Source organism: Roseibium sp. AS2, assembly GCF_038900065.1.
In the GTDB taxonomy this organism is placed as follows: Bacteria; Pseudomonadota; Alphaproteobacteria; order Rhizobiales; family Stappiaceae; genus Roseibium.
Window position 1 is genome coordinate 135,569 of sequence record NZ_JBBMQN010000007.1, and the last position, 24,835, is coordinate 160,403.

The following is a 24,835-nucleotide window of genomic DNA, read 5'->3' on the forward strand; positions in this document are numbered from 1 at the left end:
CGCCGCGCGGCTGCCTGGCCATGACACTCTATCCTGTCTCTGCTCCCGTGCGACATATTTGCCGTCGCGGCGTCAACGCCGGACCGCCGCCCGCACCCTGCCGGTCGCCCAGCCACAGGAAACAATCACCGACATCGGCGCGTGTACTTGTTTTGTTCCTATCAGGTCTGTACAAGCGTTTCAATCGTATTGGCTGCGGAAACCGGAATTCGGATGCCTTCGAGGCCTGCCTGACTGGAAGCGCCGCGTGAAACTGCTATATCGGGGCAAACGGATGCCACCGCGTGGGACCATCATGCGCCCGCCGCCGCACGGACGGCGGCACCATGCGCAAGAGCTCGGGAAGAATTGAAATGAAGACATCCAAGGGCGCACGGCCGGATGAAAGCTGGAAAAACGACCCCACCCGGATGCTCAGCGTCCGCGGCGCGCGGGAGCACAATCTCAAGGGGGTCGATCTTGACCTGCCGCGCGACCAGTTGATCGTCATGACCGGTCTGTCGGGATCGGGAAAGTCGTCTTTGGCCTTTGACACCATCTATGCCGAAGGTCAGCGCCGCTATGTGGAAAGCCTGTCGGCCTACGCGCGCCAGTTCCTGGAAATGATGCAGAAGCCGGATGTCGACCAGATCGACGGACTGTCTCCCGCCATCTCCATCGAACAGAAAACGACATCGCGCAATCCCCGTTCGACGGTCGGCACGGTCACCGAGATATATGACTATATGCGCCTGCTGTTTGCCCGGGTGGGGATCCCCTATTCGCCGGCGACCGGTCTGCCGATCGAAAGCCAGACCATCAGCCAGATGGTGGACAGGGTGCTCGCGCTTGAGGAAGGGTCACGGCTCTTTCTGCTGGCACCGATGGTGCGCGGCCGCAAGGGCGAGTACCGCAAGGAACTCGCGGAGCTCATGAAAAAGGGCTTTCAGCGCGTCAAGATCGACGGGACATTCCACGAAATCGCGGAGGCCCCCGCACTCGACAAGAAATTCAAGCATGACATCGATGTGGTCGTCGACCGTCTCGTCGTGCGCGGCGATATCGCGGGGCGGCTCGCCGATTCCCTTGAGACCGCGCTGAAGCTGGCCGATGGCATTGCCATCGCCGAATTCGCGGACAAGACCGACAAAAAGGGTGCGCCGGAACGGCTGATTTTCTCGGAAAAATTCGCCTGCCCGGTTTCGGGCTTCACAATCCCGGAAATCGAACCCCGGCTGTTTTCCTTCAACAATCCCTTCGGCGCCTGCCCGACATGCGACGGGCTCGGCACAACGCTGGCTTTCGAGGAAGACCTGGTGGTCCCGGATCATTCGTTGTCCCTGCGCGAAGGGGCCGTCCTGCCCTGGGCCAAGACCGGATCGACATCGCCCTACTACGCCCAGACCCTGGAAGCGCTGAGCAGCCATTTCGACGTTTCGATGGCGACCCCGTGGAAGGACCTCCCGGCAGAGGCCCGGGACGCCATCCTTCATGGCACCGGCAAGACCAAGATCGAGTTCGTGTATAATGACGGCGTGCGGTCCTACCGGACCGAAAAGACCTTCGAAGGTGTCGTCGGCAACATCGAGCGGCGCTGGCGCGAGACGGATTCAAGCTGGGTCCGTGAAGAGCTGGCCCGGTTCCAGTCCGACCACGCCTGCCCGGCCTGCAGCGGCTACCGGCTGAAGCCGGAAGCACTGGCGGTCAAGATCGCGAACATGCATATCGGCCAGGTGACCGAATTCTCCATCCGCAACGCCAGCGAATGGTTCGAGGAACTGCCTGCCAAACTCAATGAGAAACAGACCGAAATCGCCGGACGAATTCTCAAGGAAATCCGGGAACGGCTCAAGTTTCTGAATGATGTCGGCCTTGAATATCTGACGCTGTCGCGCGCATCCGGCACATTGTCCGGCGGCGAAAGCCAGCGCATCCGGCTGGCGTCGCAGATCGGCTCCGGCCTGACCGGCGTGCTCTACGTGCTGGACGAACCCTCCATCGGTCTGCATCAGCGTGACAACGCCCGTCTCCTGGAAACGCTCAAGCACCTGCGTGACCTCGGCAATACGGTGATCGTGGTCGAGCACGACGAGGATGCGGTCCTGACCGCGGATTATGTCGTCGATGTCGGCCCCGGTGCAGGCGTTCATGGCGGCGAGGTCGTCGCCAAGGGCACTCCCGCTGAAGTCATGGCGAACCCGGCTTCGCTGACCGGGCAATATCTGACGGGCGCAAAGATGATCGCCCGAGCGGACAGCCGCCGGAAGATCAGCAAGAAGCGGCAGATCGCCGTCAAGGGCGCGCGCGGGAACAACCTCAAGGACATCGATGTCTCGGTTCCGCTGAGCACCTTCACATGTGTCACCGGCGTGTCCGGCGGCGGCAAGTCCACCTTCCTGATCGACACGCTCTACAAGGCTGCCGCCCGCCGCCTGAACGGCGCGCGCGACAATCCGGCCCCGCACGACCGCATCGAGGGTCTGGAAGTTCTCGACAAGGTGATCGACATCGACCAGTCGCCGATCGGGCGCACGCCGCGATCCAATCCTGCGACCTATACCGGGGCCTTCACGCCGATCCGCGAGTGGTTCGCGGGCATGCCGGAAGCCAAGGCGCGCGGGTATCAACCCGGCCGGTTTTCCTTCAACGTCAAGGGCGGGCGCTGCGAGGCCTGCCAGGGCGACGGCGTCATCAAGATCGAAATGCACTTTCTGCCGGATGTCTATGTCACCTGCGACGTGTGCCAGGGCAAGCGGTACAACAGGGAAACCCTCGAGGTTGAATTCAAGGGCAAGTCAATCGCCGACGTGCTCGACATGACGGTGGAAGAAGCCGCGGACTTCTTTTCCGCCGTTCCCGCTGTCCGCGACAAGATGAAGACCCTTGCACGGGTCGGCCTCGGCTACATCAAGGTGGGCCAGCAGGCCACGACCCTGTCCGGCGGCGAGGCACAGCGGGTCAAGCTCGCCAAGGAACTGTCCAAGCGATCGACAGGCCGAACGCTCTATATTCTGGATGAGCCGACCACCGGCCTGCATTTTCACGACGTTGCCAAACTGCTCGACGTGCTTCACGAACTCGTCGACCAGGGCAACACCGTTCTCGTGATCGAACACAATCTGGAAGTCATAAAGACGGCTGACTGGATCATAGATCTCGGTCCCGAGGGTGGCGATGGCGGCGGTACGGTCGTCGCCGAAGGCCGTCCCGAGGACGTTGCGGAGGTGCCGGAAAGCTATACCGGACAGTTTCTGCAGGAACTTTTGCGGCGCCGACCCCAAAGAACGTCGGACGCAGCGGAATAAAGTCACGCCGCCGCCGCGGGGATACCAGGATCAGAGCCTGTGTGCAGCGCACACAGGCTTCATTCTTTGATTTTGCTATGTGTTTTCGAATCACCAAAATGCGCCGCCGCCATTTATGCTGCATTGCATCAAACGCATGTCAGGCATGCAGACTTGGCACTTCTTTTATTTCGACGGGTGAAATATATAGTTCCTCAACACGGCGTGGAACGCAGACGCGTTTCGGTAGTTAAGGAATAAGAAGATGTTTGATTCAGTGCGCCAGAAATACAGCAATTGGGTGAGCTATCGCCGTGCGGTTGACGAACTGTCCCGCCTGTCTTCGCGAGAGCTTTCCGACCTCGGCATCTGCCGGAGCGACATCAGGTTCGTCGCACGCCGCCAGAATGGCTGACACATAAGAGATCGCGTCCCGAGGCATCCTCCTCCCAGCCAACGGACGTGTGACACGCAGGGCATCCTCCTCCCAGCCCTGTCACGTCGAAACGACGCCCGCCGGTACCTCCTCCCACTGGCGGGCGTTCGTTTGTCCGGCGTCCGGTTTCCCCGATCTTCCCAAGGCACGAGACGACCTGCGCGCAAGCAGCGGGCGCCTGATCATTTCGCACTTGCGAGATTGCAATTTTGCCAGCCATGCAATTAACGATGGCGTTTTTGGGGATTCAATCCGTTTAAAGCTTTTTTAATCTGCAAAAAACGCATACCTGCTTCGCGTTTTGCCCTCTACCTCGCACTGCACAATTCACCTATCTTACGAACATAAGAGATGAACGGGCCAGACGCCGATCTGCGGTGCCATGGCCATGAGATAGCGAAAGGCCACACCATGATCGATACTGTTGTTCGCAAATTCAACAACTGGAAGCGTTTCCGTCAGACCTATGACGAGCTGTCCAACCTGTCCAACCGTGAACTGAACGACCTGGGCATCGCCCGCGCCGACATTGGCCGCTACGCGCGCCTGTCCGCAAAATAATCGGTTTTGCAATCCGGGGGTCTCCTCCTCCCAGAGTTTCCTTCGGATTGCAATTTCTGCGTATTTACGCAGTCCAAAAAAGCGCCTGCCGGTACCTCCTCCCACCGGCGGGCGTTTTTGTGTTTGTGCCTTGGTCCATGGCCTTGGTTCATGGCCTTGTCCGGGGCCTTGTCCGGTCCGGGCAACAGGACCGACATGAAGCCGACCGTTGCGGAATGGCCTTCGAGCCTGTATCAGGGCGGCTGATCACTTGATCGGCGTGGCCGGTGCCGACTTTGGCATTCCAGGACCAGCCGACCTGTCCCAGGGACGACCAATGACCCTCATTCATGTTATCGGCGGCGGCCTCGCCGGATCCGAAGCCGCCTGGCAAATGGCCCAGGCCGGACTGGACGTGGTGCTGCATGAAATGCGCCCTGTTCGCGAGACCGAAGCCCATCAGACGGACGGACTGGCGGAACTGGTCTGTTCCAACTCCTTCCGCTCCGACGATTCGGAACAGAATGCCGTCGGGCTGATCCATCATGAACTGCGGCAGCTGGGATCGCTGATCATGGCGTCGGCTGATGCCCACCAGGTGCCGGCCGGCAGTGCCCTGGCCGTCGATCGCGACGGGTTTTCCGCCGCGGTGACCCGGGCGCTCGACTCCCACCCGCGGATCCGGATATCCCGCGAGGAAGTCTCCGGATTGCCGCCTGCGGACTGGGAAAAGGTCATCATCGCGACAGGGCCGCTGACGTCCCCGGACCTGTCGCGCGCCGTTCTGGAAAAAAGCGGCGAGGATGCCCTCGCCTTTTTCGACGCCATTGCACCGATCGTGCATTTCGACAGCGTCGATCTGTCAAAGGCTTGGTTCCAGTCCCGCTACGACAAGGTCGGCCCCGGCGGAACCGGCAAGGATTATCTCAACTGCCCGCTTGACCGCGACCAGTATGAGGCCTTCATGGATGCCCTGATCGAAGGCGACACCGCGGATTTCAAGGAATGGGAACAGAACACGCCCTATTTCGACGGTTGTCTGCCCATCGAGGTTATGGCGGCCCGCGGCCGCGAAACCCTGCGTCACGGACCGATGAAACCGATGGGCCTGACCAACGCCCACAATCCGGACGTCAAGGCCTACGCGGTCGTGCAACTACGCCAGGACAACGCCCTTGGAACGCTCTACAATATGGTCGGCTTCCAGACAAAACTGAAATACGGCGCCCAGGCCGACATCTTCCGGATGATTCCCGGACTGGAAAACGCCCAGTTCGCGCGCCTCGGCGGTCTGCACCGCAACACCTTTCTGAATTCTCCCAGGGTGCTCGATGAAACGCTTCGGCTGAAGGCAGACCCGCGCATCCGGTTCGCAGGGCAGATCACCGGCTGCGAAGGCTACGTGGAATCGGCCAGTGTCGGCTGCCTGGCGGGACTGTTCGCGGTCCTTGAAGCACGCGGCCGGGACATTCTACCGCCGCCGCCGACAACTGCAATGGGGGCGTTGCTCGGCCACATCACCGGTGGCCATATCTCCCGGGATGACGGAGCCGGCAAACCGGGGTCCTTTCAGCCCATGAACGTCAATTTCGGCCTGTTTCCGCCCATCGAGGCACCGAACAAGGATGAAAACGGCAAGCGGCTGAAAGGCAAGGACAAATCCCGGGCGAAAAAACTGGCCATGACGAACAGGGCAAAGGCTGATTTCGCGGGCTGGCAGTCAGATCTGGGGTTTGACAGGGCAGCCGCGGAATAGACCGGCCCCGCCGGCGTCAGCCTGCTTCAGATTTTTCCGAAAACACGGCCGGACGCGCGCCACAAGATCCATTGGCGCCGCAGCCGGGACATCCGTGGGTCGTCTTTCAACGGGTCCAGATCCGCGCTTTCGAGCCGCTTCAAAGCCGGTTCGACCAGCGCCAGGGGCAGGAATGCGGCTTCGCAAGCGGCCGGGACTTCGGCAGATACCTGCCGGACCCGAGCCAGATGATGGCGCGCATGGCCACGCAGTTCCGACAACACGGCGCGCAATTCCGGTGTCGTTTGCCCCCGGAACACGGTCTCCGGGTCGAGACCGTGTCTGGAACAGACGTCCGACGGCAGATACATCTGGCGGCGGGCGGCGTGCCAGGGCAAGGCCTGCATCATGCCTGTCAGGGCATAGGCAACGCCCGCATGACCGGCCGCCGTTGCCGTTTCCGGGTCCTTGCCGCCGTTCAGAACCAGACAAGCAAGCTGGAAGAGGCCGGAACAGGTTTCCCCCGCATAGCCTTCAAGGTCGTTCAGGCTCGGCATCGGGTCATTGTAAAGATCGAAAATCCGGGCCTCGGCCATGGCCACCAGGCTGTTTTCCGGAAGCTCGTAGGTCCGCACGGTTTGCAGCAGGGCATTGGCGAGCGGATTGGACGCCACAGCGCCGTGCTCCGTGCCTTCCAGAAGGTCGCGCCACCATTGCAGACGCACCTCGCCCGGCAGGGGTTCGGAGACGACATCCCGGATGCGGCCGATCTCGGCTGCGAAGGCATAGAGTGCCATCAGGCCGGCACGGTGGTCCTCCGGCGCCAGTAGAGCGCTCAGATACCGGTCCCGGTCATACGTGCGCGCCACATCGGCTGCATAGTCGAAATCTGTGGTCATGATCTGTGCTCACACCCGATCTGTGCCTGCACCCGGCCATCTGGCGCCACGGTCCGCTCGGTCCACGGCCAGCAGGGCGGCGGCGACCGCGCGATTCTCCGACAGAAGCACGTTGTAGGTGCGCACCGCTGCCCCGGTCGACATGGGATCGGCGAGAATACCTGCTTCGCGAAAGGCATCCTTCAATACCGGGGGCAAGGGACGCAAATCTGTGCCCGTGCCGACCAGCACCACCTCGATATCCTCCTGTTCCTCGAACACTTTGTGAAAGGTCTCGAGGGTCAGGCCCGAAGGGTCCGAAAGGCTCCAGCCATAGATGCCGCTCGGAAGGCACAGGAGCGAGCCCCGGTGCGACATCTTCGCGAACCGGAACCCGCCATTGCCGTAGGCATCCACAGGCGCCCTGCCCGGGAAATGCGCATCACGGATCTGCATCACGCGCCTTTTCTAGATCAGCGGGCGACAAGCCTGAAACGGCTTATCGCCCAAAAGCTGATCGATTTCCAAGTGTTGGAGCATCCTTTCAGGCGTTTCCCAACGGCTGATGCTCTAGACGGACGGCTTGGCCTCGGGGCCTTCCGTGCTGTCGTCCTCCTTGGCGTCCAGTGCATCGGGACGCAAGTTGAACAGGATCAGGAACGGTGCCGCCAGGAAGATCGACGAATAGGTGCCGATCACGATCCCGAAGATCATGGCGAGCGTGAACGACTGGATGACTTCTCCGCCGAAGATATACAGCGCAAACAGGGCCAGCAATGTGGTGACCGACGTCATCGTCGTTCTGGCAAGGGTCTCGTTGATCGACTGATCGAGCAGTTCCTGCAGCGAGCGCTTCTTGTATTTGCGCAGGTTCTCCCGGATCCGGTCGTAGATCACGACGGTATCATTGAGCGAATAGCCGATGATGGTCAGAACCGCGGCGATGCTGGACAGGGAAAAGTCCAGTTGCAGCAGAACAAAGAGTCCCACCGTGATGACCACGTCATTCGCGGTCGTCAGGATAGCGCCGAGCGCGAACTGCCATTCGAACCGGAACCAGATGTAGAACAGGATCGCCAGCAGCGAGGCGATAACGGCGATCGCCCCGGCCTGTGCCAGTTCACCGGACACACGCGGACCGACCACTTCCACCCGGCGGAAGTCGACATTGTCATCCGCGAAAATCGTCCGAATACGCTGGACCACGGACTGCTGCGCCAGTTCGCCGCCCGGCTGTTCCTCGACACGAATGAGGATATCATCCGATCCGCCGAATTCCTGTACCTGGATGTCACCGAGATTGAGTTCGGACAATTCTGATCGAATTGCGCCGACATCGGCTGGCCCATCGGTCTTGATCTCGATGATCGTGCCGCCCTTGAAGTCGATGCCGTAATTCAGGCCGACGGTGAAAAACGCGGCAAGCGAGGCGATCACCAACAGAACGGACAGCGGAAAACTGACCTTCCGCAGCCACATGAACTTGATATGCGTGTTGTCCGGAACGAGTCTCAGCAACATTTTATGTCTCCCGGATCAAATCGGCAATTTGGACGGACGGCGCTTTCGGATCCACAGAGCCACAAGCAACCGGCTGAAGGTGAAGGCCGTGAACACGGTGGTGAAGATCCCGATCGCCAGCGTCACGGCGAAGCCGCGCACGGGGCCTGACCCGAGCTGGAACAGGATCACCGCGGCAATAAGCGTGGTGATGTTGGCATCCAGGATTGTGCCAAGCGCCCGGCTGTAGCCGGCGTCGATGGCAGATATCACCGAGCGCCCTGCCCGGGATTCCTCGCGGATGCGCTCGAAGATGAGCACGTTCGCGTCCACCGCCATGCCGATGGTTAGCACGATACCGGCAATTCCCGGCAGCGTCAGCGTGGCCTGCAGCACCGTCAGGGCACCGAATATCAGGAAGATGTTCGCCATGAGCGCCATGTCGGCAATGAGCCCGAAGCGACCGTATGCCAGGACCATGAACACGATCACGGCGATGCCCGCGATGATGGAAGCCAGTTTTCCGGCCTCGACGGAATCGGCGCCCAGACCCGGACCGATCGACCTTTCCTCCATCACCGTGAGCCTGGCCGGCAAAGCCCCGGCACGAAGCAGCACGGCGAGATCGTTGGCGCTGTCGACGGTGAAACTGCCGGAGATCTGCCCGGACCCGCCGGTGATCGGTTCACGAATGACCGGCGCGGAAATGACCTCGTTGTCGAGCACGATCGCGAACGGACGGCCGACATTCTGCTGGGTCACCAGGGAAAACTTGCGGGCACCGGACTGGTTGAAGCGAAAATTCACGACCGGCTCGTTCGACCGCTGATCGAAGGTGACCTGCGCGTCGACAAGATCCTCACCCGACAGGAGCGGAGCTTCCTCAAGCAGATAGGGAAACGGCGGATCGTCCACCGACATCATCACCACGGTGCCGACAGGCGGGCGGTTCTGCATCGCCTGTTCACCGGACATCGAGGTGTCGACCATGTGAAACGTGAGCTGCGCGGTTGTCCCGATCACATCCTTGAGCCGCTCGGGATCGTCCTCTCCCGGCGCTTCCACCAGGATGCGGTCGGCTCCCTGGCGCTGGATGCTGGGTTCCGTGGTGCCGAGTTCATCGACACGGCGGCGGATAACCTCGATCGATTGCTGCACGATATTCGTCATACGGTCTTCGAGGCCCTGGTCCGAATAGGTGAACCGGACCAGACCGTCATCGTTGACCGTCATCTCGAACTCGTTGACTGGCTGACCGCCGAACAGGTTGGACACCAGCGGATTGACCAGAGGTTCCAGCCGTTCTTCAGCTTCTTCCAGACGCGTCAGGTCGCGAATGCGGACCTGGACGCCGTCGTTGCGAGCCCCCAGACCGGTATAGCCGATGCGCGTACCATCCCGCAGAAGCGCCTCGCGAATGTCGCTCTCAAGAACCTTGTAGCGTTTTTCGATATAGTCCTGCTCGTCGATTTCATAGAGCAGATAGGCGCCGCCTCGCAGATCCAGGCCCAGAACCATCTGGCTCTTCGGCAAAAAACCCGGCCAGCTTTCAAGCTGTTTGGCGGAAAAGAAGTTCGGCAGGGTCGTCACGATGCCAACGGCAACCACAAGCAGGATCAGCGCGATCTTCCAGCGAGCGAAATAGAGCATGGTCAAGCCTTAAAAGCGGCCAGGCCGATAGATACCGGCCCGGCATAGTTCCTAAAACGACGCGGCGAAAAATCAGCCGTTTTCTTTCGCCGGTTCGGTCTTGGAGCGCACTTCCTGCACCATGGCGCGAACAACGCGCACCTTCATGCCTTCGGCCAGCTCAACCTGTATTTCGCCATCGTCGACGACCTTGGACACCTTGCCGATAAGACCGCCGGTGGTGACGATGGTATCGCCGCGGCGAAGGTTGGCAACCATTTCCTGATGCCGCTTCACCCGTTGGCGCTGCGGCCGGATGATCAGAAAATACATGATCGCGAAGATCGCCACGAAAGGCAGAATCTGGATCAGGAAGCTGGAAGCTCCTGCCGGACCGATTCCCTGTGCAAAGGCTGGTGTGATGAACATTTACTACTCCTAAGCGGCGTCTTCGTCGTCCGGCATGCCTGGCTTTGGCCTCCGGCAAAAACGCTCTCGTTCTGGTCGCGCGGACTATAACGGCGGCGCGCCTCATTTCAAGCTTTGCAGGCAGTTTCCGGCGTACCGGTATGCGAATAACCGTCGTTTTCGCGGCCGCTACACCATGTTACTGCTGCCGTCGATTTTCTCAGGGCCTCACATGGGCCTTTTTGACGGGGCTTGCAAGCACAATGAGCGCGCAAAACGATATCGCCACCTTGAACGCCAAACTCGATTCCCTGATCGAGCTGATCAGCCGGGCCGTCCCGGCCCCGGCACGTGAAACCGACTGGTCCGCCGCAGACGCCTTTGCATGGGTGCCGGAGCCCGGAGAACTCCACCCCGTCACCAAGGTGAATCGCGTCGACATCACTTTGTTGTGCGCCGTTTCGCATGTGCGCGATCTCCTGCTCGACAACACCAGGCGATTCGCACGCGGTCTGCCGGCGAACAACGCGCTGCTGTGGGGCGCGCGCGGCATGGGCAAATCCTCTCTGGTCAAGGCGGCCCATGCAGCGGTCAACCGGGAAAACGCAAACACGGATATCAAACTGGTCGAAATTCATCGCGAAGACATTGAGTCCCTGCCGAAACTGATGACCCGCATGCGCGCAGCGCCCTACCGGTTCATCGTCTTTTGCGACGATCTCAGTTTCGACAATGACGACACCTCCTACAAATCGCTGAAAGCAGTGCTGGAGGGCGGCATCGAGGGCCGTCCCGACAATGTCATCTTCTACGCGACGTCCAACCGGCGCCATCTCCTGCCGCGTGACATGATCGAGAACGAACGCTCGACGGCAATCAACCCGGCGGAAGCGGTCGAGGAAAAGGTGTCCCTGTCGGACAGATTCGGGCTCTGGCTCGGTTTTCACAAATGCAGTCAGGACGATTATCTGGACATGGTTCGCGGCTACGCCGCTCATTTCGGAATCGAGACCTCCGGAGAGGACTTGCGGACACAGGCGCTGGAGTGGGCGACGACGCGTGGCAGCCGCTCCGGCCGGGTGGCTTTTCAGTTCATCCAGGACCTTGCGGGACGGCTCGGCAAGCCGCTTTCCCTGGACAGCATGTAAGTCCGGCCCCGGACCGCGATCAGGTCGACACACAAAAAACCCGGCTCAACGGCCGGGCTTCAGGCAGATCACGGACAGTGCGTCAGCGTCTGGGCAGGTGTTTCAGGGGATCTACCGGCTTGTTGCCCTCGCGCAGTTCGAAATGCACCTGAGGCTGGTTGACCGAGCCGGTCGCCCCCGCGAGCGCCACCACATCACCGCGGCGAATGGTGTCGCCGCGCTTGACTTTCAATTCACTGTTGTGGGCATAGGCCGATACCCAGCCATCGGCGTGGCGGACAAGGATAAGATTGCCGTAGCCCTTCAATTCGTTCCCGGAATAGATGACGGTTCCATCACCGGCAGCATGAACCTGCGTGCCTTCCGGGACCGCGAGATTCACCCCTTCGTTCCGGCCACCGCCCGGTTTGGCACCGAAATCGGAAATGATCCGGCCGCGCACCGGCCAGCGGAACTTTTCGGTTGCGGCGCTGTCCTCGCGGACACTGGCGACAACTGCGGGGGTCTTGATCGGCTGGGACGGCCTGGCTTCCTGGGTCAGTGACGGCTGCGGAAGCCCCGAACCAGCGACAGGCGCTGCAGGAGCGGCTGCGACGGCATCCCGGCGCGACGGGGCAACCGCGGGCTGACGGCGCGGCGTCGGAATATTCGAAGCGGCTGCGCTGGAAGAGATCGACGCCGTGGTCAATGGCTGCGTCGCAGGCCCGGTCGATGACCGGCTCCCGTCTCCGGGCTTGCGGCGGGGCAATGTGCTGACCCGAACGGGCTGGACAGCGCCGGCCCCGGCATCGCCGCGAACAATATCGTCGAAACTCGGCTGGCCGGCAGGCTTGTGATCCGGACGCACGTTTCCGGCGGCGGTCGGAATAGCACCGGTGACAACGGTTTCCTCGCGACTGACACTGGGCAACTTGACGCGGCCATTCTCGCCTTCCGTCGCACTCGAATGGCCGTTCCGGTCCGAATAGACATAGGTCGGAATGATGACATTCTGCCCCGGGCGAACCTTTGAAGGATCCTCAATGCCATTCACGGCCACCAGGGCCTGAATGGGCACGCCATATCGGCGCGCAACCGAATTAAGACTGTCTCCCTGGCGGAGCTGCACCTGTGTTCCGCCGGCAGATGTCCAGCCCTTCCAGCTCCGCGCGCCCTGCACGGCGGCAGGCCTTGCGACTTCAGGCGCCGGCAGTGCGGCGACAGGAGCCGGACTTGCGACACTGACCGGTCGCGCGGCCACGACCGGCTGGGCCGCGGCGGCCGGAATCGGCGCCCGCTGCACAGTGGACGGCCTGTTCGGCACCGATCCTGTTGTTATCGGCGCGGAGGACGCCGGAGGCAATCCGGCCGAAGTTCCCCCGGGACCTGAGACGATGTCCTGATAGGTCGGCTGCGTGTCCGCACCGTTCAGAATATCGCGCTGATTCTGGGTGTTTCCGGTGTAATAGGGAGATTCACCAAACCGTTCAACCGCGCCGGAACATCCCGCAAGCGCAGCTGCTACAAGCGACACCGTCGCCACCTTGCCCAAAAGATCCCTGCGGAGGGTACGCATCCGCTTTTTCATCGCCTCAACTCTAACCGTTTGCAATGACTGTTATGGTTAAGAGTAGACGGCAGTAAGGTTTATAAAGGCTAAAGGCCGCCGGACTAATTCCCGAAAAGCCCATATTTCCCAACAGGCAGTCCCCTGCGGACACCGGGTCCCGGGCCTTTCATGGTAAAAATCGACAAGCGAGATTGCCGTTCCGCGCAGGCCTGCGGGACAGGTTGCGATTGGCTCAATGCAGCGGATCAGAGCTTCCTGGCCAGTCCCGGGCGCAGCATTACCGTGCGCAAGGGACTTAAGGTTTCCGCCGTCATCACATCATCGGTTTTTTGAAATCTTATGAGCGACTGAAGCTGATTGGGCTTTCCGATCGGCGCCACCAGAATACCGCCGGGTTTCAACTGCTCCACCCAACTGTCCGGCACGGCTTCGACCGCCGCGTTGACGACGATTCGGTCATAGGGGCCCTGTTGCCTGAGACCGTCGAACCCGTCCTGCTGCCGGGCCTTGACATTTTCCAGCCTGAGCGCCGCAAAACGTTTGGTTGCAAGTTCCGTAAGCGTGGCAAAGCGGTCCAGTGTTTCCACACGGGCAGCGAGATGCGCCATTACGGCAGCCTGATAGCCGGAGCCGGTGCCGATCTCCAGGACCGCATGTTCCGGCGCTATCGCCAGTGCCTGGACACAGACCGCGATCATGGACGGTGCCGACAGGGTCTGGCCGCACTCGATCGGCAGGGCCGTGTCCTCGTAGGCAAGGCCGTGGTACCTGGCCGGGAGAAACAGGCGTCTTGGAACCCGCTCGATCGCAGCCAGCACATCGCGCGCGCCGACGCCGCGCCGTCTCAGGGCAAGAACCAGCGCTGCGCGCGCCTCTGCCTCGTCCGGCAATCCGGTGGCCCCTGCCCTATGCTCTCCGTCCGGAGACTGGCCGGCCATGCGTTACTCTCCTGCTCCCCGCCCGGGACTACTGAAGCGCCCCCGCCAGGTGTGTCACCAGATCGTGGGCCGTCAGATCTATGCGTAGCGGCGAAACGGAGACATATCCATCGGCAATTGCCTGCAGGTCCGAATTATCAAGAACGGATTTGCCCCGGTCCCTGAAACGCAGCCAGTAGTAAGGGTAGCCCCGTCCGTCCTCGCGTTCATCGATGGAGAGCCCGCTCTGCTCATGATGCCCCTGCACGGTCACCTTGACCCCCTTGACGTCCCGAACCGGACACGCGGGGAAATTGACATTGAGCAGGGTAAAGGGCGGCAGGGTGAAGTCGATCAGTTTCCTGAACAGATCCGGAGCGTGGGCTTCGGCGTTGGAATAATCCGGCTCGGAACGCACATCCCAGTTGTAGGCCTGGGAAACGGCGATGGACCGGATCCCGAGAATGGCCCCTTCGATCGCCCCGGCGACAGTCCCTGAATATGTGACGTCCTCGGCCAGGTTCTGTCCTCTGTTGATGCCGGACAGCACGAGATCCGGCAATTCGGGCAGGACCTTGCGCACTCCCATGATCACGCAGTCCGTCGGCGTGCCCTTGAGAGCAAAGTGACGGTCATCGATGCGTCTGAGGCGCAATGGATCGCTCAAGGTCAGGGAATGGGCCACGCCGCTCTGATCCGTCTCGGGCGCGACGACCCAGACATCGTCCGACAGGGTCCGGGCAATGGTCTCAAGGACCGCAAGACCGGGCGATTCAATGCCGTCGTCATTGGTGATCAGAATGCGCATGCGTGATCTGCTCCTGAGCTTGTTGAGATGCCGTGCCGAGGCAGCGGCAGGACGGAGGTCCAAATGGACGAGGCGAGGACGGCAAAGGCGGGTGCCTGCCGTCCGTCAACTCGAGCATCCGGTGACCCCACGGGGGCCACGTGACTAACCGATCTTGTCCAGACCAGCCATATAGGGCCTGAGGACTTCAGGAACCGTGATCGTGCCGTCGCCGTTCTGGTAGTTCTCCAGGACGGCGATCAGGGCCCGGCCGACCGCGATGCCCGAACCATTGAGCGTGTGGACGTGGACGGTCTGTTTGGCATCCGCGGGCCTGTAGCGGGCATGCATGCGCCGCGCCTGGAAATCGCCGCAGACGGAACAGGACGAAATTTCGCGATAGGTGTCCTGGCCAGGCAGCCAGACCTCGATGTCGTAGGTCTTGCGGGCACCAAAGCCCATGTCGCCGGTGCACAGCGTCATCACGCGGTAGTGCAACCCGAGTTTCTGGAGCACCAGTTCCGCGCAGCCCAGCAGGCGTTCCAGCTCGTCGAGCGAGTCTTCCGGCTTCGTCACGGAGACAAGCTCGCATTTCAGAAACTGGTGCTGACGCAGCATGCCACGCGTGTCGCGCCCGGCGGAGCCGGCCTCGGAGCGGAAACAATAGGTCAGCGCCGCCACGCGCAGCGGCAACTGCTCTTCGGCCAGAATTTCGCCTGCGACCAGATTGGTCAGCGGTACTTCCGCCGTCGGAATCAGGTAGTGGTCCGAACTGGTCTTGAAGAGATCTTCTTCGAATTTCGGCAATTGACCGGTGCCGTACAGCGGTGCGTCATGCACCAGAAGCGGCGGCGACACTTCCGTATAGCCGTTTTCAGTCGTGTGCAGGTCGATCATGAACTGGCCGAGCGCCCGTTCCAGCCGCGCAATCTGCCCCTTCAGGACGACAAAGCGCGACCCGGACAGCTTCGCGGCGGTGGAAAAGTCCATGCCGTCCAGCTCTTCCCCCAGTTCAAAATGCTCCTTCGGTGCCGTATTGAAGGAAAAGACCGGTCTTTCGCCATGGGTTCTCAGGAGAACATTGTCGGCCTCGTCCGCGCCCGCAGGCACGTCGTCATGAGGCAGATTGGGAATGACGGCCATGGCCGCTTCCAGGTCGGCGACGAGCTTTCGCTCTTCCTCTTCACCCGACTGGATGAAGGACTTGATCTGCGCGACCTCGTCGATAAGCTCCTGCGCACGGGCCTCGTCGCCGGAACCCTTGGCCTTGCCGATTTCCCTGGACGCGGCATTGCGCCGTTCCTGGGCGTCCTGAAGCCTGGTGATGTGAGAGCGGCGGGCATCGTCGAGTGCGATCAGTCTGGCGGAGGAGGCTTCATGGCCCCGCTTTGCCAAAGCCTGGTCAAATGCCTCTGCGTTGTCCCGTATCCATCTAATATCAAACATCTTCGCTTCCCGAACGACGGTCGTTTCCAGTGAAATCCGTCATGCAGTCCGGGGAGCCGGCCGTGCCGGATCAGGCAGCCGCGTCTTCCGCTTCACGCTCGGCCTCGCGTTGGGCCTCTCGTTCGGCGCGCTGGCGCTCCACCAGTCTGACAGACAGAATGGAGACTTCGTAGAGAAGCAGCGTAGGCAGCGCAAGACCGATCTGCGAGATCGGGTCCGGTGGTGTCAATATTGCAGCAGCCGCGAAAGCACCGACAACCGCGTATTTGCGCTTGTGCCTGAGTGTTTCCGCCGAAACCATCCCTGCCCGGCCCAGAAGGGTCAGAACGACCGGAAGCTGAAACACCAGCCCGAAGGCAAAGATGAGGACCATGATCAGGCCGAGATATTCGCTGACCTTGGCCAGGTGCTGGATGGCGACCTTGCCCTCGGTCGCCAGCTGCTCCTGGGACAGGAAGAAGCCCATCGCCATCGGCATCACGAGAAAATAGACCAGGCAGGCCCCGATCAGGAACAGGATCGGGGTCGCGAACAGGAACGGCAGGAAGGCGCCGCGTTCGTTCTTGTACAATCCGGGCGCAACGAACATGTAGATCTGGCTGGCGACAACAGGAAATGCCAGGAACAGCGCCCCGAACAGGGCAAGCTTCAACTGGGTGAAAAACCACTCCTGCGGCGCGGTGAAGATCATCTCCACCGGATGCCCCTCGCCCGCCGCCCGGATATAGGGAACTGTCAGGATGTTGTAGATGTCGGTGGCGAAATAGAAGCAGAAGATGAACATCACCAGTATGGCGCCGATCGACCACATCAGCCGCTGGCGCAATTCGATGAGATGTTCGATCAGGGGCGCCTTCGAGGCTTCTATATCTTCCTGGCTCATGCCTTCACATCTTCCGTCACCGGCTGAACGTCCGGTTTGGTTTCGGGATCGGGCGGCGCTGTTTCGGCAGCCGCCGTCTTGCCGGAGGCGCCGTCAGCCGCTTCAGGTTCAGGATTGGCTCCGGGCGCAGACCCGGTCACGACCGGCTCGGCCGACGCCGCCTTTTCAGCTGCATCTCCGGCAACCGTGCCCGTCTTGACCGCCGTCTCCTCGATGGATTTCTTGATGTCGCCCAGCGGATTGAAGTTCGCCGCCTCTTCCACCTGCTTCTTCATGTCGGAGATGTCGGCCTGCTTTTCGGCCTCGCGCAGCGCGTCATTGAACGTCGACTGGAACTCCCGCGACATGCGCCGCAGTTGTCCCATCGTCTGCCCGAGCGAGCGCAGCATGCGCGGCAGGTCTTTTGGCCCCACAACGATGATCGCCACGCAGGCAATCACCAAGAGTTCGGTCCAGCCGATATCGAACATGAGATGTTCCGTCCCTTAGGGAGACGCGATGCGGATTAAGATCAGCTCGCTTTGGTCTGATCTTCAGCTTTTTCGGACGGAACCGATTCGCCGGCCTGATGATCGATGGTCTTGGGGGCGTCGGCCGTGTCGTCTTCGGACATGCCTTTCTTGAAGCTTTTGATTCCCTTGGCAACATCACCCATAAGCTCTGAGATTTTGCCACGCCCGAACAGCAGAACCACCACCACCGCGATGATCAAGATCTGCCAGATACTAATGCCCATACGCCGAACTCCTGATAATTGGCTTTAAAGCCCTGTCGCCCTTCTTACAAAAAGGACCCTCTCCCTGCAACAGGCATCGCCCGTTCATTTCACGCACTTAGACTGAATGATTAGCCGGGCACTCATCCTAAAGCTGGGTCTCATGCCTTGGAAAAACAAGCACGTCTTTCGGATCAGTCGTTATTGCGACGTCGGCGCCCACGTCCCAGGAGCTGCCCGCGCGCACTCTTGCCTGCAAGGGATGGTCAAGTCCCTCCACGGCGATGGACAGCAAATCCACCTCACCGACAAACCGTTTGGAACGAATGCGGCCGGACACGCCGCACAGGCCGGCGTTGTTCAGGACGATGCCTTGCGGGCGGACGCAAACATCGACCTTCTGCCCGGCGGCGAGCCCGTTCGCGGCCAGAACTCCGACGGGCGTCTCCACGCCCGCGGATGTGACCAGACCTTCCAGCTGGTTCAGTTCCGAGAAGAACCGGGCGGCGAACAGATCCACCGGTGTCTTGTAAAGATCGGACGCCGTGCCATGCTGGACCAGTCGGCCGCGCCGCATCAGAGCAATGCGATCGCCCATGCGCATCGCTTCTTCCGGATCGTGCGTGACGATGATGCACGTCGCCCGGGTCTCCCGGATCACGGCCAGCGTCTCGTCGCGCACATTGTCGCGCAGGCGCTTGTCCAGGCCCGAAAACGGCTCGTCCATCAAAAGAATGCCCGGTCGCGGCACCAGGGCGCGCGCGAGCGCGACGCGCTGCTGCTCGCCGCCGGACAGCGCGTGGGGATAGTCGGCCGCATAGTTGGACAAACCGACCCGTCCGAGCGCGCTGAGCGCCGCGGCCTGTGCCTCGGTCCTGGGCATGTTGGTCAGGCCGAACATGACATTCGACAAAATACTCATGTGGGGAAACAGGGCGTAGTCCTGAAACATCAATCCGACGCCGCGTTTTTCCGGCGGCTGAAAATATGTATCGCCCGATATTTCGCGGCCGTTGATCAGCACCCTGCCGCGGCTCTGGCGTTCGACACCGGCGGCAATCCGCATCAAGGTGGTCTTGCCGCATCCCGAGTGGCCCAAAAGACACAGGATTTCCCCCGGTGCGATGGACAGGCTCATGTCCCGAACGGATTCGACACCGTCATAATCGTGCCAGATGTCCTCGAACACGAGCCCGGCAGCGATGGTGGCGCCGGCGGTGCCGGGTGCACCCCATCCCGGGGACAGCCCGGTCCCATTGGACGGACTCAATTTGTCATGATCTGGCATCAGTCCTCGGCGACCGTTTCCGCATCTTCGTCAAACAAGGACCCGTCTTCTAGAGGATCCTCCTCTTCCGTCAATGCCGTCGCGTCGTTTGGTGTCGGGACCAGGAAGGATGCCGGGATGGCACTGTCCAGCAGCCCCGCTCCCTTCAGTTCCTCTAGACCCGGCAGATCCTTGACGTTTTCCAGGCCGAAATGCACCAGAAACTGGTCGGTTGTGCCATAGGTGACCGGCCTGCCGGGCGTCCGCCTTCGCCCGCGCATGCGGATCCAGGTGGTTTCGAGCAGAACATCGAGAGTGCCCTTGGAAGTGGAGACGCCCCGGATTTCCTCGATTTCCGCGCGCGTCACAGGCTGGTGATAGGCAATGATCGCCAGTGTCTCCAGCGCGGCGCGGGACAGTTTGCGTTGTTCCTCCACATTCCGGTGCATCAGGAAGGCCAAGTCTTCCGCCGTGCGAAAGCACCACTTTTCGGCAAGCCGGACGAGGTTGACGCCACGGGTGGCATATTGGGCCTGAAGTGTCTCCAGCAAGGCGAGCACATCCGTGCCCTCCGGAAGGCGCAGGGTCAGTTCCTCGAGCGACAGTGGTTCGGAGGCGGCAAACAGCAATGCCTCGACCATGCGCAGACCCGCCAGATCCACAGGTCCGGTCTCGGTCCCTGCGCCAGTCATTGCCCCAGTCCCGGCGGCGGCGTCGCGATCCTCGCGTTCGAAGTCATAAAGATCCGGATCAGCCATCAGTGTCGCGTTCCCTGACTTTCGAGCGGATGTAGACCGGCGAGAAGGGTTCGCCCTGCCGGATTTCCACCTGCCCCTCCCGAACCATTTCAAGGCTGGCCGAGAAGGTGCTGGCAACAATCGTCGCCCAGTCCTTGTCGTCGTAAAGGTATTCCTGCAAATAGGAATTGAGCGGCGCCCATTCGCTGACCCGCCCCACCAGAGTGACCAGCAGCTCCCGCGCCTCCTGCAGGGACCACACCGTGCGCCTGAGCACCCGCACCGAGGTGACCGACTGACGCTGCCTCTGGGTCGCATAGGCGGTCAGAAGATCGTAGATCGACGCGTCCCAGATGCTTTTATGCTCGACGGACATGGTTTCAGGCGCGCCACGATGGAACACCTCCCTGCCCTGACGGTTTCTGGCCATGAGCTTTTCGGAAACCTCCCGCATGGCCTCCAGGCGCCGAAGGCGAAAGGCGAGTGCGGCAGCCAGTTCCTCGCCCGTCGGCTCGTCTTCGTTCTTCTGTTCGGGCAGCAGAAGCCTGGATTTCAGATAGGCGAGCCAGGCCGCCATGACCAGATAGTCGGCCGCCAGTTCCAGCCGCATGCGGCGCGCCTCGGAGACAAATTCCAGATATTGCTCGACCAGTTCCAGGATTGAAATCCGGGCCAAATCGACCTTCTGGGTGCGCGCTAGTCCGAGCAACAGGTCCAGCGGGCCCTCGAATCCCTCCACATCCACGACCAGCTGCGGATCCGAACTCGCGTGTTCCTCGCTTGCAGCGACGCTTGTCAGAAGATCGAAGGAGCCGTCTTCCGCAATCTGCTTGTTGCTTTCCAGCTCCGCCATTCCTGCTCCGGTCAAACCCCTTGCCAGCCCGTCAGGGACTGAAACTCGTTCCAGGCCTCCCGGCCGTCGAATTCCGGATCCGGTACCCTCAGCCCGCTCAGCGCCGCCTCGCACCGCTCTCCGGCTTTTCCGGAGAGTTCAGGCACCGCGGCGGCGACCGCGCGCATTTCTTCCAGATCGCCGTTGCAATGCAGGACGATGTCGCAGCCGGCTTCAATGATCGCGCGCGAGCGCTCGTCGATGGTGCCGCCAAGCGCCTTCATCGAAATATCGTCGCTCATCAGGCAACCGTCAAAACCGATCGTCTCCCTGATAATGCCGCGAATGATCTTCGCGCTGTGGGTGCCGGGTCTCTCGGCATCGATGTCCGTGTATACAATATGCGCTGTCATTCCCAATGACACCCGGGAAAGCGCCTTGAAGGGTCGAAAATCCACGCTTTCCAGAGAAGAATGGCCGGCGTCCACACGGGGCAGTTCCAGATGGCTGTCGACCCGTGCCCGGCCGTGTCCGGGGATATGCTTGATGACCGGCAGAACACCACCGGCCAGCGCGCCCTCGACCATCGCCTTGCCGAGGTCCGCGACGACATCCGGATCCGTTGAAAAGGCCCTGTCGCCGATGGCATCCACCGTATCGGGGAACCGGACATCCAGACAGGGCAGGCAATCAACGGTGATACCGAGCGGCTGGAGGTCTCCGGCAATCAACCGCGCTCCGAGCCAGGCGGCCCGCAGACCCGCTTCCGCGTCCCGCAGATACAGATCCCCGTAGACTTTCGCAGCCGGATACTTGCGCCAATGCGGGGGGCGGAGCCGCTGGACACGGCCGCCCTCCTGGTCGACCAGCACCGGCGCGTCGTCGCGCCCGACCGCCCTGCGGAACTCCGTCGTAAGTTCGAGGACCTGATCCGGCGTCTGGATATTTCGGGCAAACAGGATCAGTCCCCAGGGGGCCTCATCCCTGAAAAAACCGATTTCGTAAGTGGTAAGTTGCGGTCCGGAACAGCCGGAAACAAAGGCCTTGATCATCCGTCCGGCTTAGCCTCAGCATCGTGACCCGTCAAGAAATGCGATGCCCCCCACTTGCGCCCACTCCATGAACTTGCATTCTATGGGCTCGCTGCCCCCGCCCAAACCGGAGTTGTCCATGCGTGCGCGTCTCGATATTCCAGCCGGCAACCTGCACCGGTTTTCCCATAGATCTGAAAACCTTGGGCGGAATCGGCTGGGCGACACCGCGACACGCGAGATTGTCGTCTATACGCCTCATGGCCATGACGGCGACGGGCTGCCGCTTCTGGTGGATATCGTCGGCTATACGGCCGGGGGCCCCGCCCATGTCAACTGGAAGAACTTCGGCGAAAACGTTCCCGAAAGGCTTGATCGACTCATTCACGACGGCGAGTTGCCGCCGGTTTCGGTCGTGTTTCCGGACTGCTTCACCCGCCTGGGCGGCAATCAGTACATCGACAGCGATGCCATGGGTCCCTGGGCGACGTGGCTGACCACGGAAATGCTTGAGGATGTCGAAGGCCGTTTCAAGTGCGGCGGGCCCGGCAGACGCGGCATCTTCGGCAAGTCATCCGGCGGCTACGGCGCCATCATGCATGCCATGAAGTATCCGAAGGTCTGGTCCGCGGCCGCGTGCCTTTCGGGCGATATGGCCTTCGACCTTTGTTATCTTCCGGAAATGCCCAGTGCCCTGCGCGCCATCGCCAGGGCCGGCTCTATCGAGGCGTTCGTCAAGGATTTCGAGAAGGGCCCCAAATTTCCCGGCAATGCGCTGCACGACCTGATGACCTTTGCAATGGCCGCGACCTACGATCCGGACCCGGACCCGGACGTTTTTTGCGGCATCCGCCTGCCCGTCCACCCGGACACGTGCGAACTCATCGAAGAGCGCTGGAATACCTGGCTGGAACACGATCCGGTCCGGATCGTCGACAGGCACCTCGATGCGCTCAGGTCGCTCAAGGGTCTCTGGCTCGAATGTGGCGACATCGATCAGTACAATCTGGTTTACGGCGCCCGGCAACTTCACAGGAAGCTGGACGCTGCAGGCGTAGACCATGTCTACCAGGAGTTTGCCGACAATCACTCCTCGCTCGACTACCGCCTCGACCAGAGCCTGCCCTTTCTGGTGAACAGGCTGACGACCTGACGCAATGCGGCTCGGGGCACCGTCAGGACGGCTCCGCCCGCGACGATCAGGACTGCGCCGGCCACTGCAACGGGGGCCGGTATTTCCCCCCAGACGACATAGCCGAAGGCCGCCGAGAGAAGCACGGTGCCGTAAAAGACCGGCGCCAGCGTCGCTGCGCCGGCGCGCCGGTAGGCGGACAGGTTCAAGGATTGACCCAGGATCGCCAGGGGCCCCATCCAGGCGAAGCCCAAGAGATCCTTCCAGGCCACGCCATGCGAGACAATCACCCAGATCACGGGACCTGTCAGCAGGACGGCAGCGATGACATTCACATGGGCGAGGATCGTGATTGTGTGCTCACGCTGGGCGACGAAACGCATGATCAGGGCTTCGCTGGCCATGAACACGGCTCCCAGCAGAGCCGCGGCCACACCTGGGAGGACCAGCTCCCTGCTGCTGCCGCCGCCGCTTTCTGCCGCCGTGACCACCAGGAATGCCCCCAGCGCGCACAGCCCGCCGGCGACCCAATGATGTCCTGTGACCACTTCCTTCAGGATCAGGCCCGCCAGTGCGATCGCAAAGATGCCTTTGGTCAGTCCGATGGCCGTTGCGTCCGCCAGGGGCAGTACGCTGGCCGCGTAAATGGTACAGCCCAGACCGCCGACGCCGCAAAAAGCGCGCAGCAGATGCAGCTTCCAGTGGGAACTGGGTCGCAGGAACGCAGGCGACCGTCTCACCGCTGCGACGGACAGGATCGTAACGGCGCCCCCCAGAAACCTCAGCCAGACAAGCACCGCGAGCGGCAGCGCGCCATCGGCGAGTTTCCCTGCCGCAAATATGGGTGTGAAGGCGGACATCCCGGCGATCGCCAGCAGGAACGCGATGACGGTGTTTTCAGGCTGGTGATGGATCGATCGCTCGGACATTCGGCAGGGTTCCTGTTGCACCGCTTCTGTTAGCATCCGAAGGCCGCTGCCTGCAGTCCCTAAATGCCCATATTGGGCATGCATATTCGCATACCGTTGCTGCCTGTTCTGCATTTTGGTATATCACGGGCATGAATTGGGATGACCTGAAACTTGTCGATGCCGCAGCGCGCATGCGGTCCCTGTCCGGCGCGGCCAAGGCACTGGACATCAGCCAGCCGCAGCTCAGCCGCAGACTGAAGAGTTTCGAGGACAGGATAGGCGCGCGCCTGTTCGACAGGACACCGACAGGGCTGAAGCCGACGGAAGCAGGCCTGCGCCTGATCCCGCTCGCGCAGGACATGCGCAGACAAGCGGAGGCGGCGACCCGTATCCTGCCGGACCTAGCGGCTTCCGCGCTCAAGGTGGTCAGGGTGGCCGTGGACGAAGTCCGGGCGCGTGTGCTCACGGACCGGTTCTCGACGCTGACGGATCTTCTGGATGGCGTTGAACTGGAGCTGATATCCAGTCATGGCCTCGTCAATCACCAGTCCCGCAGCATCGAACTGCAGATCCGCAACTGCCTGCCGGAAACGGACACCCTGATCGCCCGCAAGGTCGGTGACCTTGCTTATGCCGTCTACGGATCGCGGACATACGTCAATGCCCATCCCGCGTCCCGGACCGACGACCGTTACGAGCACTGCACATGGCTGGGCTTTGCCCCCGACGATCTCTGGTATCCCTCGCATATGCGCTGGCTGGAATGCCGTTTGACGGAACGGCCAAAATTTCGCTCCAACACCATGACAACGCTCATGAACATGACCGCTTCCGGCGCCGGGCTGGCACTGCTGCCCGCCTTCATGGGAGACCAGAACCGCACGTTGACAAGGCTAACCGACCCGCTGCCCGAGCTGACAAATGCGGAACACATCATCGTGCATCGCGACCTGAGACGGGAACCCGCGGTTCGAACGGCGATGGACGCGATAGCACAGGTCTATCGTTCCCTCTCGCCAGAATTGACGGGAACAGCATCAGAATTTCCGGCGGCCGCCGCGCAATAGCGGCGTCACCAAGCCTGGTTCAGA

At 61.5% G+C, this 24,835-nt stretch carries 24 protein-coding genes; 7 read left to right on the forward strand and 17 right to left on the reverse strand.

Features of this window, described 5'->3' with window-relative positions:
- Positions 1–353: 353 nt before the first annotated feature.
- From uvrA to trmFO, 4 genes are all read left to right on the forward strand, one after another.
- Positions 354–3,284 carry an excinuclease ABC subunit UvrA gene (gene uvrA / locus WNZ15_RS20135; protein WP_342894818.1) on the forward strand — a complete coding sequence of 977 codons (2,931 nt, stop codon included), beginning with the start codon at positions 354–356 and terminating at the stop codon, positions 3,282–3,284.
- A 244-nt stretch (positions 3,285–3,528) separates the two neighbouring features.
- Positions 3,529–3,678, forward strand: a complete 150-nt coding sequence (locus WNZ15_RS20140; protein WP_342894819.1) for a DUF1127 domain-containing protein — start codon at positions 3,529–3,531, stop codon at positions 3,676–3,678.
- Between the two features lie 432 nt (positions 3,679–4,110).
- The gene (locus WNZ15_RS20145) at positions 4,111–4,260 is read left to right on the forward strand and encodes a DUF1127 domain-containing protein (protein ID WP_342894820.1); all 150 of its coding nucleotides are present in this window, start codon (positions 4,111–4,113) and stop codon (positions 4,258–4,260) included.
- A gap of 316 nt (positions 4,261–4,576) precedes the next feature.
- Positions 4,577–5,995, forward strand: a complete 1,419-nt coding sequence (trmFO, locus tag WNZ15_RS20150) for a methylenetetrahydrofolate--tRNA-(uracil(54)-C(5))-methyltransferase (FADH(2)-oxidizing) TrmFO (protein ID WP_342894821.1) — start codon at positions 4,577–4,579, stop codon at positions 5,993–5,995.
- A gap of 26 nt (positions 5,996–6,021) precedes the next feature.
- On the opposite strand, the gene WNZ15_RS20155 is transcribed toward trmFO, so the two are convergent.
- From WNZ15_RS20155 to yajC, 5 genes are all read right to left on the reverse strand, one after another.
- Positions 6,022–6,873: a phytoene/squalene synthase family protein gene (locus tag WNZ15_RS20155; protein WP_342894822.1), complete on the reverse strand. Its 852-nt coding sequence runs from the start codon at positions 6,871–6,873 to the stop codon at positions 6,022–6,024.
- A 9-nt stretch (positions 6,874–6,882) separates the two neighbouring features.
- The gene (locus WNZ15_RS20160) at positions 6,883–7,308 is read right to left on the reverse strand and encodes an Mth938-like domain-containing protein (RefSeq protein WP_342894992.1); all 426 of its coding nucleotides are present in this window, start codon (positions 7,306–7,308) and stop codon (positions 6,883–6,885) included.
- 114 nt (positions 7,309–7,422) lie between these two features.
- The gene (secF, locus tag WNZ15_RS20165) at positions 7,423–8,373 is read right to left on the reverse strand and encodes a protein translocase subunit SecF (protein WP_342894823.1); all 951 of its coding nucleotides are present in this window, start codon (positions 8,371–8,373) and stop codon (positions 7,423–7,425) included.
- 15 nt (positions 8,374–8,388) lie between these two features.
- Positions 8,389–10,002: a protein translocase subunit SecD gene (gene secD, locus WNZ15_RS20170; RefSeq protein ID WP_342894824.1), complete on the reverse strand. Its 1,614-nt coding sequence runs from the start codon at positions 10,000–10,002 to the stop codon at positions 8,389–8,391.
- 72 nt (positions 10,003–10,074) lie between these two features.
- The gene (gene yajC, locus WNZ15_RS20175; protein ID WP_342894825.1) at positions 10,075–10,410 is read right to left on the reverse strand and encodes a preprotein translocase subunit YajC; all 336 of its coding nucleotides are present in this window, start codon (positions 10,408–10,410) and stop codon (positions 10,075–10,077) included.
- Between the two features lie 242 nt (positions 10,411–10,652).
- Between yajC and WNZ15_RS20180 the strand changes: the two genes are divergently transcribed.
- Positions 10,653–11,537, forward strand: coding sequence for an ATP-binding protein (locus WNZ15_RS20180; RefSeq protein WP_342894826.1), 885 nt, complete (start codon positions 10,653–10,655; stop codon positions 11,535–11,537).
- 82 nt (positions 11,538–11,619) lie between these two features.
- Here the strand turns inward: WNZ15_RS20180 and WNZ15_RS20185 are convergent, their stop codons facing one another.
- The 11 genes from WNZ15_RS20185 to nagZ all read right to left on the reverse strand — a co-directional run bounded on the left by WNZ15_RS20185 (position 11,620) and on the right by nagZ (position 21,722).
- Entirely contained in the window at positions 11,620–13,092 is a 1,473-nt protein-coding gene (locus WNZ15_RS20185) for a peptidoglycan DD-metalloendopeptidase family protein (protein ID WP_342894827.1), read from the reverse strand.
- Positions 13,093–13,331: 239 nt separating this feature from the next.
- Positions 13,332–14,024: a protein-L-isoaspartate(D-aspartate) O-methyltransferase gene (locus tag WNZ15_RS20190; protein ID WP_342894828.1), complete on the reverse strand. Its 693-nt coding sequence runs from the start codon at positions 14,022–14,024 to the stop codon at positions 13,332–13,334.
- A 28-nt stretch (positions 14,025–14,052) separates the two neighbouring features.
- Positions 14,053–14,811: a 5'/3'-nucleotidase SurE gene (surE, locus tag WNZ15_RS20195; RefSeq protein ID WP_342894829.1), complete on the reverse strand. Its 759-nt coding sequence runs from the start codon at positions 14,809–14,811 to the stop codon at positions 14,053–14,055.
- A gap of 144 nt (positions 14,812–14,955) precedes the next feature.
- Entirely contained in the window at positions 14,956–16,236 is a 1,281-nt protein-coding gene (gene serS / locus WNZ15_RS20200; protein WP_342894830.1) for a serine--tRNA ligase, read from the reverse strand.
- 70 nt (positions 16,237–16,306) lie between these two features.
- A complete protein-coding gene (gene tatC / locus WNZ15_RS20205; RefSeq protein WP_342894831.1) occupies positions 16,307–17,119 on the reverse strand; it encodes a twin-arginine translocase subunit TatC in 813 nt (270 codons plus the stop codon).
- Positions 17,116–17,589 (reverse strand): Sec-independent protein translocase protein TatB, encoded by a 474-nt coding sequence (gene tatB, locus WNZ15_RS20210; RefSeq protein WP_342894832.1) that lies wholly within the window; start codon positions 17,587–17,589, stop codon positions 17,116–17,118. The genes tatC and tatB overlap by 4 nt, the downstream gene beginning before the upstream one ends.
- Positions 17,590–17,630: 41 nt before the next feature.
- On the reverse strand, positions 17,631–17,855 hold the full coding sequence (locus WNZ15_RS20215; protein WP_342894833.1) for a twin-arginine translocase TatA/TatE family subunit: 225 nt from the start codon (positions 17,853–17,855) through the stop codon (positions 17,631–17,633).
- Between the two features lie 127 nt (positions 17,856–17,982).
- Positions 17,983–19,122 carry an ABC transporter ATP-binding protein gene (locus WNZ15_RS20220; protein ID WP_342894834.1) on the reverse strand — a complete coding sequence of 380 codons (1,140 nt, stop codon included), beginning with the start codon at positions 19,120–19,122 and terminating at the stop codon, positions 17,983–17,985.
- Positions 19,122–19,793: an SMC-Scp complex subunit ScpB gene (scpB, locus tag WNZ15_RS20225; RefSeq protein WP_342894993.1), complete on the reverse strand. Its 672-nt coding sequence runs from the start codon at positions 19,791–19,793 to the stop codon at positions 19,122–19,124. The genes WNZ15_RS20220 and scpB overlap by 1 nt, the downstream gene beginning before the upstream one ends.
- Before the next feature lie 58 nt (positions 19,794–19,851).
- Positions 19,852–20,691 carry a ScpA family protein gene (locus tag WNZ15_RS20230; RefSeq protein ID WP_342894835.1) on the reverse strand — a complete coding sequence of 280 codons (840 nt, stop codon included), beginning with the start codon at positions 20,689–20,691 and terminating at the stop codon, positions 19,852–19,854.
- Between the two features lie 11 nt (positions 20,692–20,702).
- A complete protein-coding gene (gene nagZ, locus WNZ15_RS20235; RefSeq protein WP_342894836.1) occupies positions 20,703–21,722 on the reverse strand; it encodes a beta-N-acetylhexosaminidase in 1,020 nt (339 codons plus the stop codon).
- A 118-nt stretch (positions 21,723–21,840) separates the two neighbouring features.
- Between nagZ and WNZ15_RS20240 the strand changes: the two genes are divergently transcribed.
- On the forward strand, positions 21,841–22,854 hold the full coding sequence (locus WNZ15_RS20240) for an alpha/beta hydrolase-fold protein (protein WP_342894837.1): 1,014 nt from the start codon (positions 21,841–21,843) through the stop codon (positions 22,852–22,854).
- Here the strand turns inward: WNZ15_RS20240 and WNZ15_RS20245 are convergent.
- Positions 22,803–23,762 carry a DMT family transporter gene (locus WNZ15_RS20245; RefSeq protein WP_342894838.1) on the reverse strand — a complete coding sequence of 320 codons (960 nt, stop codon included), beginning with the start codon at positions 23,760–23,762 and terminating at the stop codon, positions 22,803–22,805. The genes WNZ15_RS20240 and WNZ15_RS20245 overlap by 52 nt on opposite strands.
- A 131-nt stretch (positions 23,763–23,893) precedes the next feature.
- Here WNZ15_RS20245 and WNZ15_RS20250 point away from each other — a divergent pair, with 131 nt between their 5' ends.
- Positions 23,894–24,811 carry a LysR family transcriptional regulator gene (locus WNZ15_RS20250; RefSeq protein ID WP_342894839.1) on the forward strand — a complete coding sequence of 306 codons (918 nt, stop codon included), beginning with the start codon at positions 23,894–23,896 and terminating at the stop codon, positions 24,809–24,811.
- The last annotated feature ends 24 nt before the right edge of the window (positions 24,812–24,835 follow it).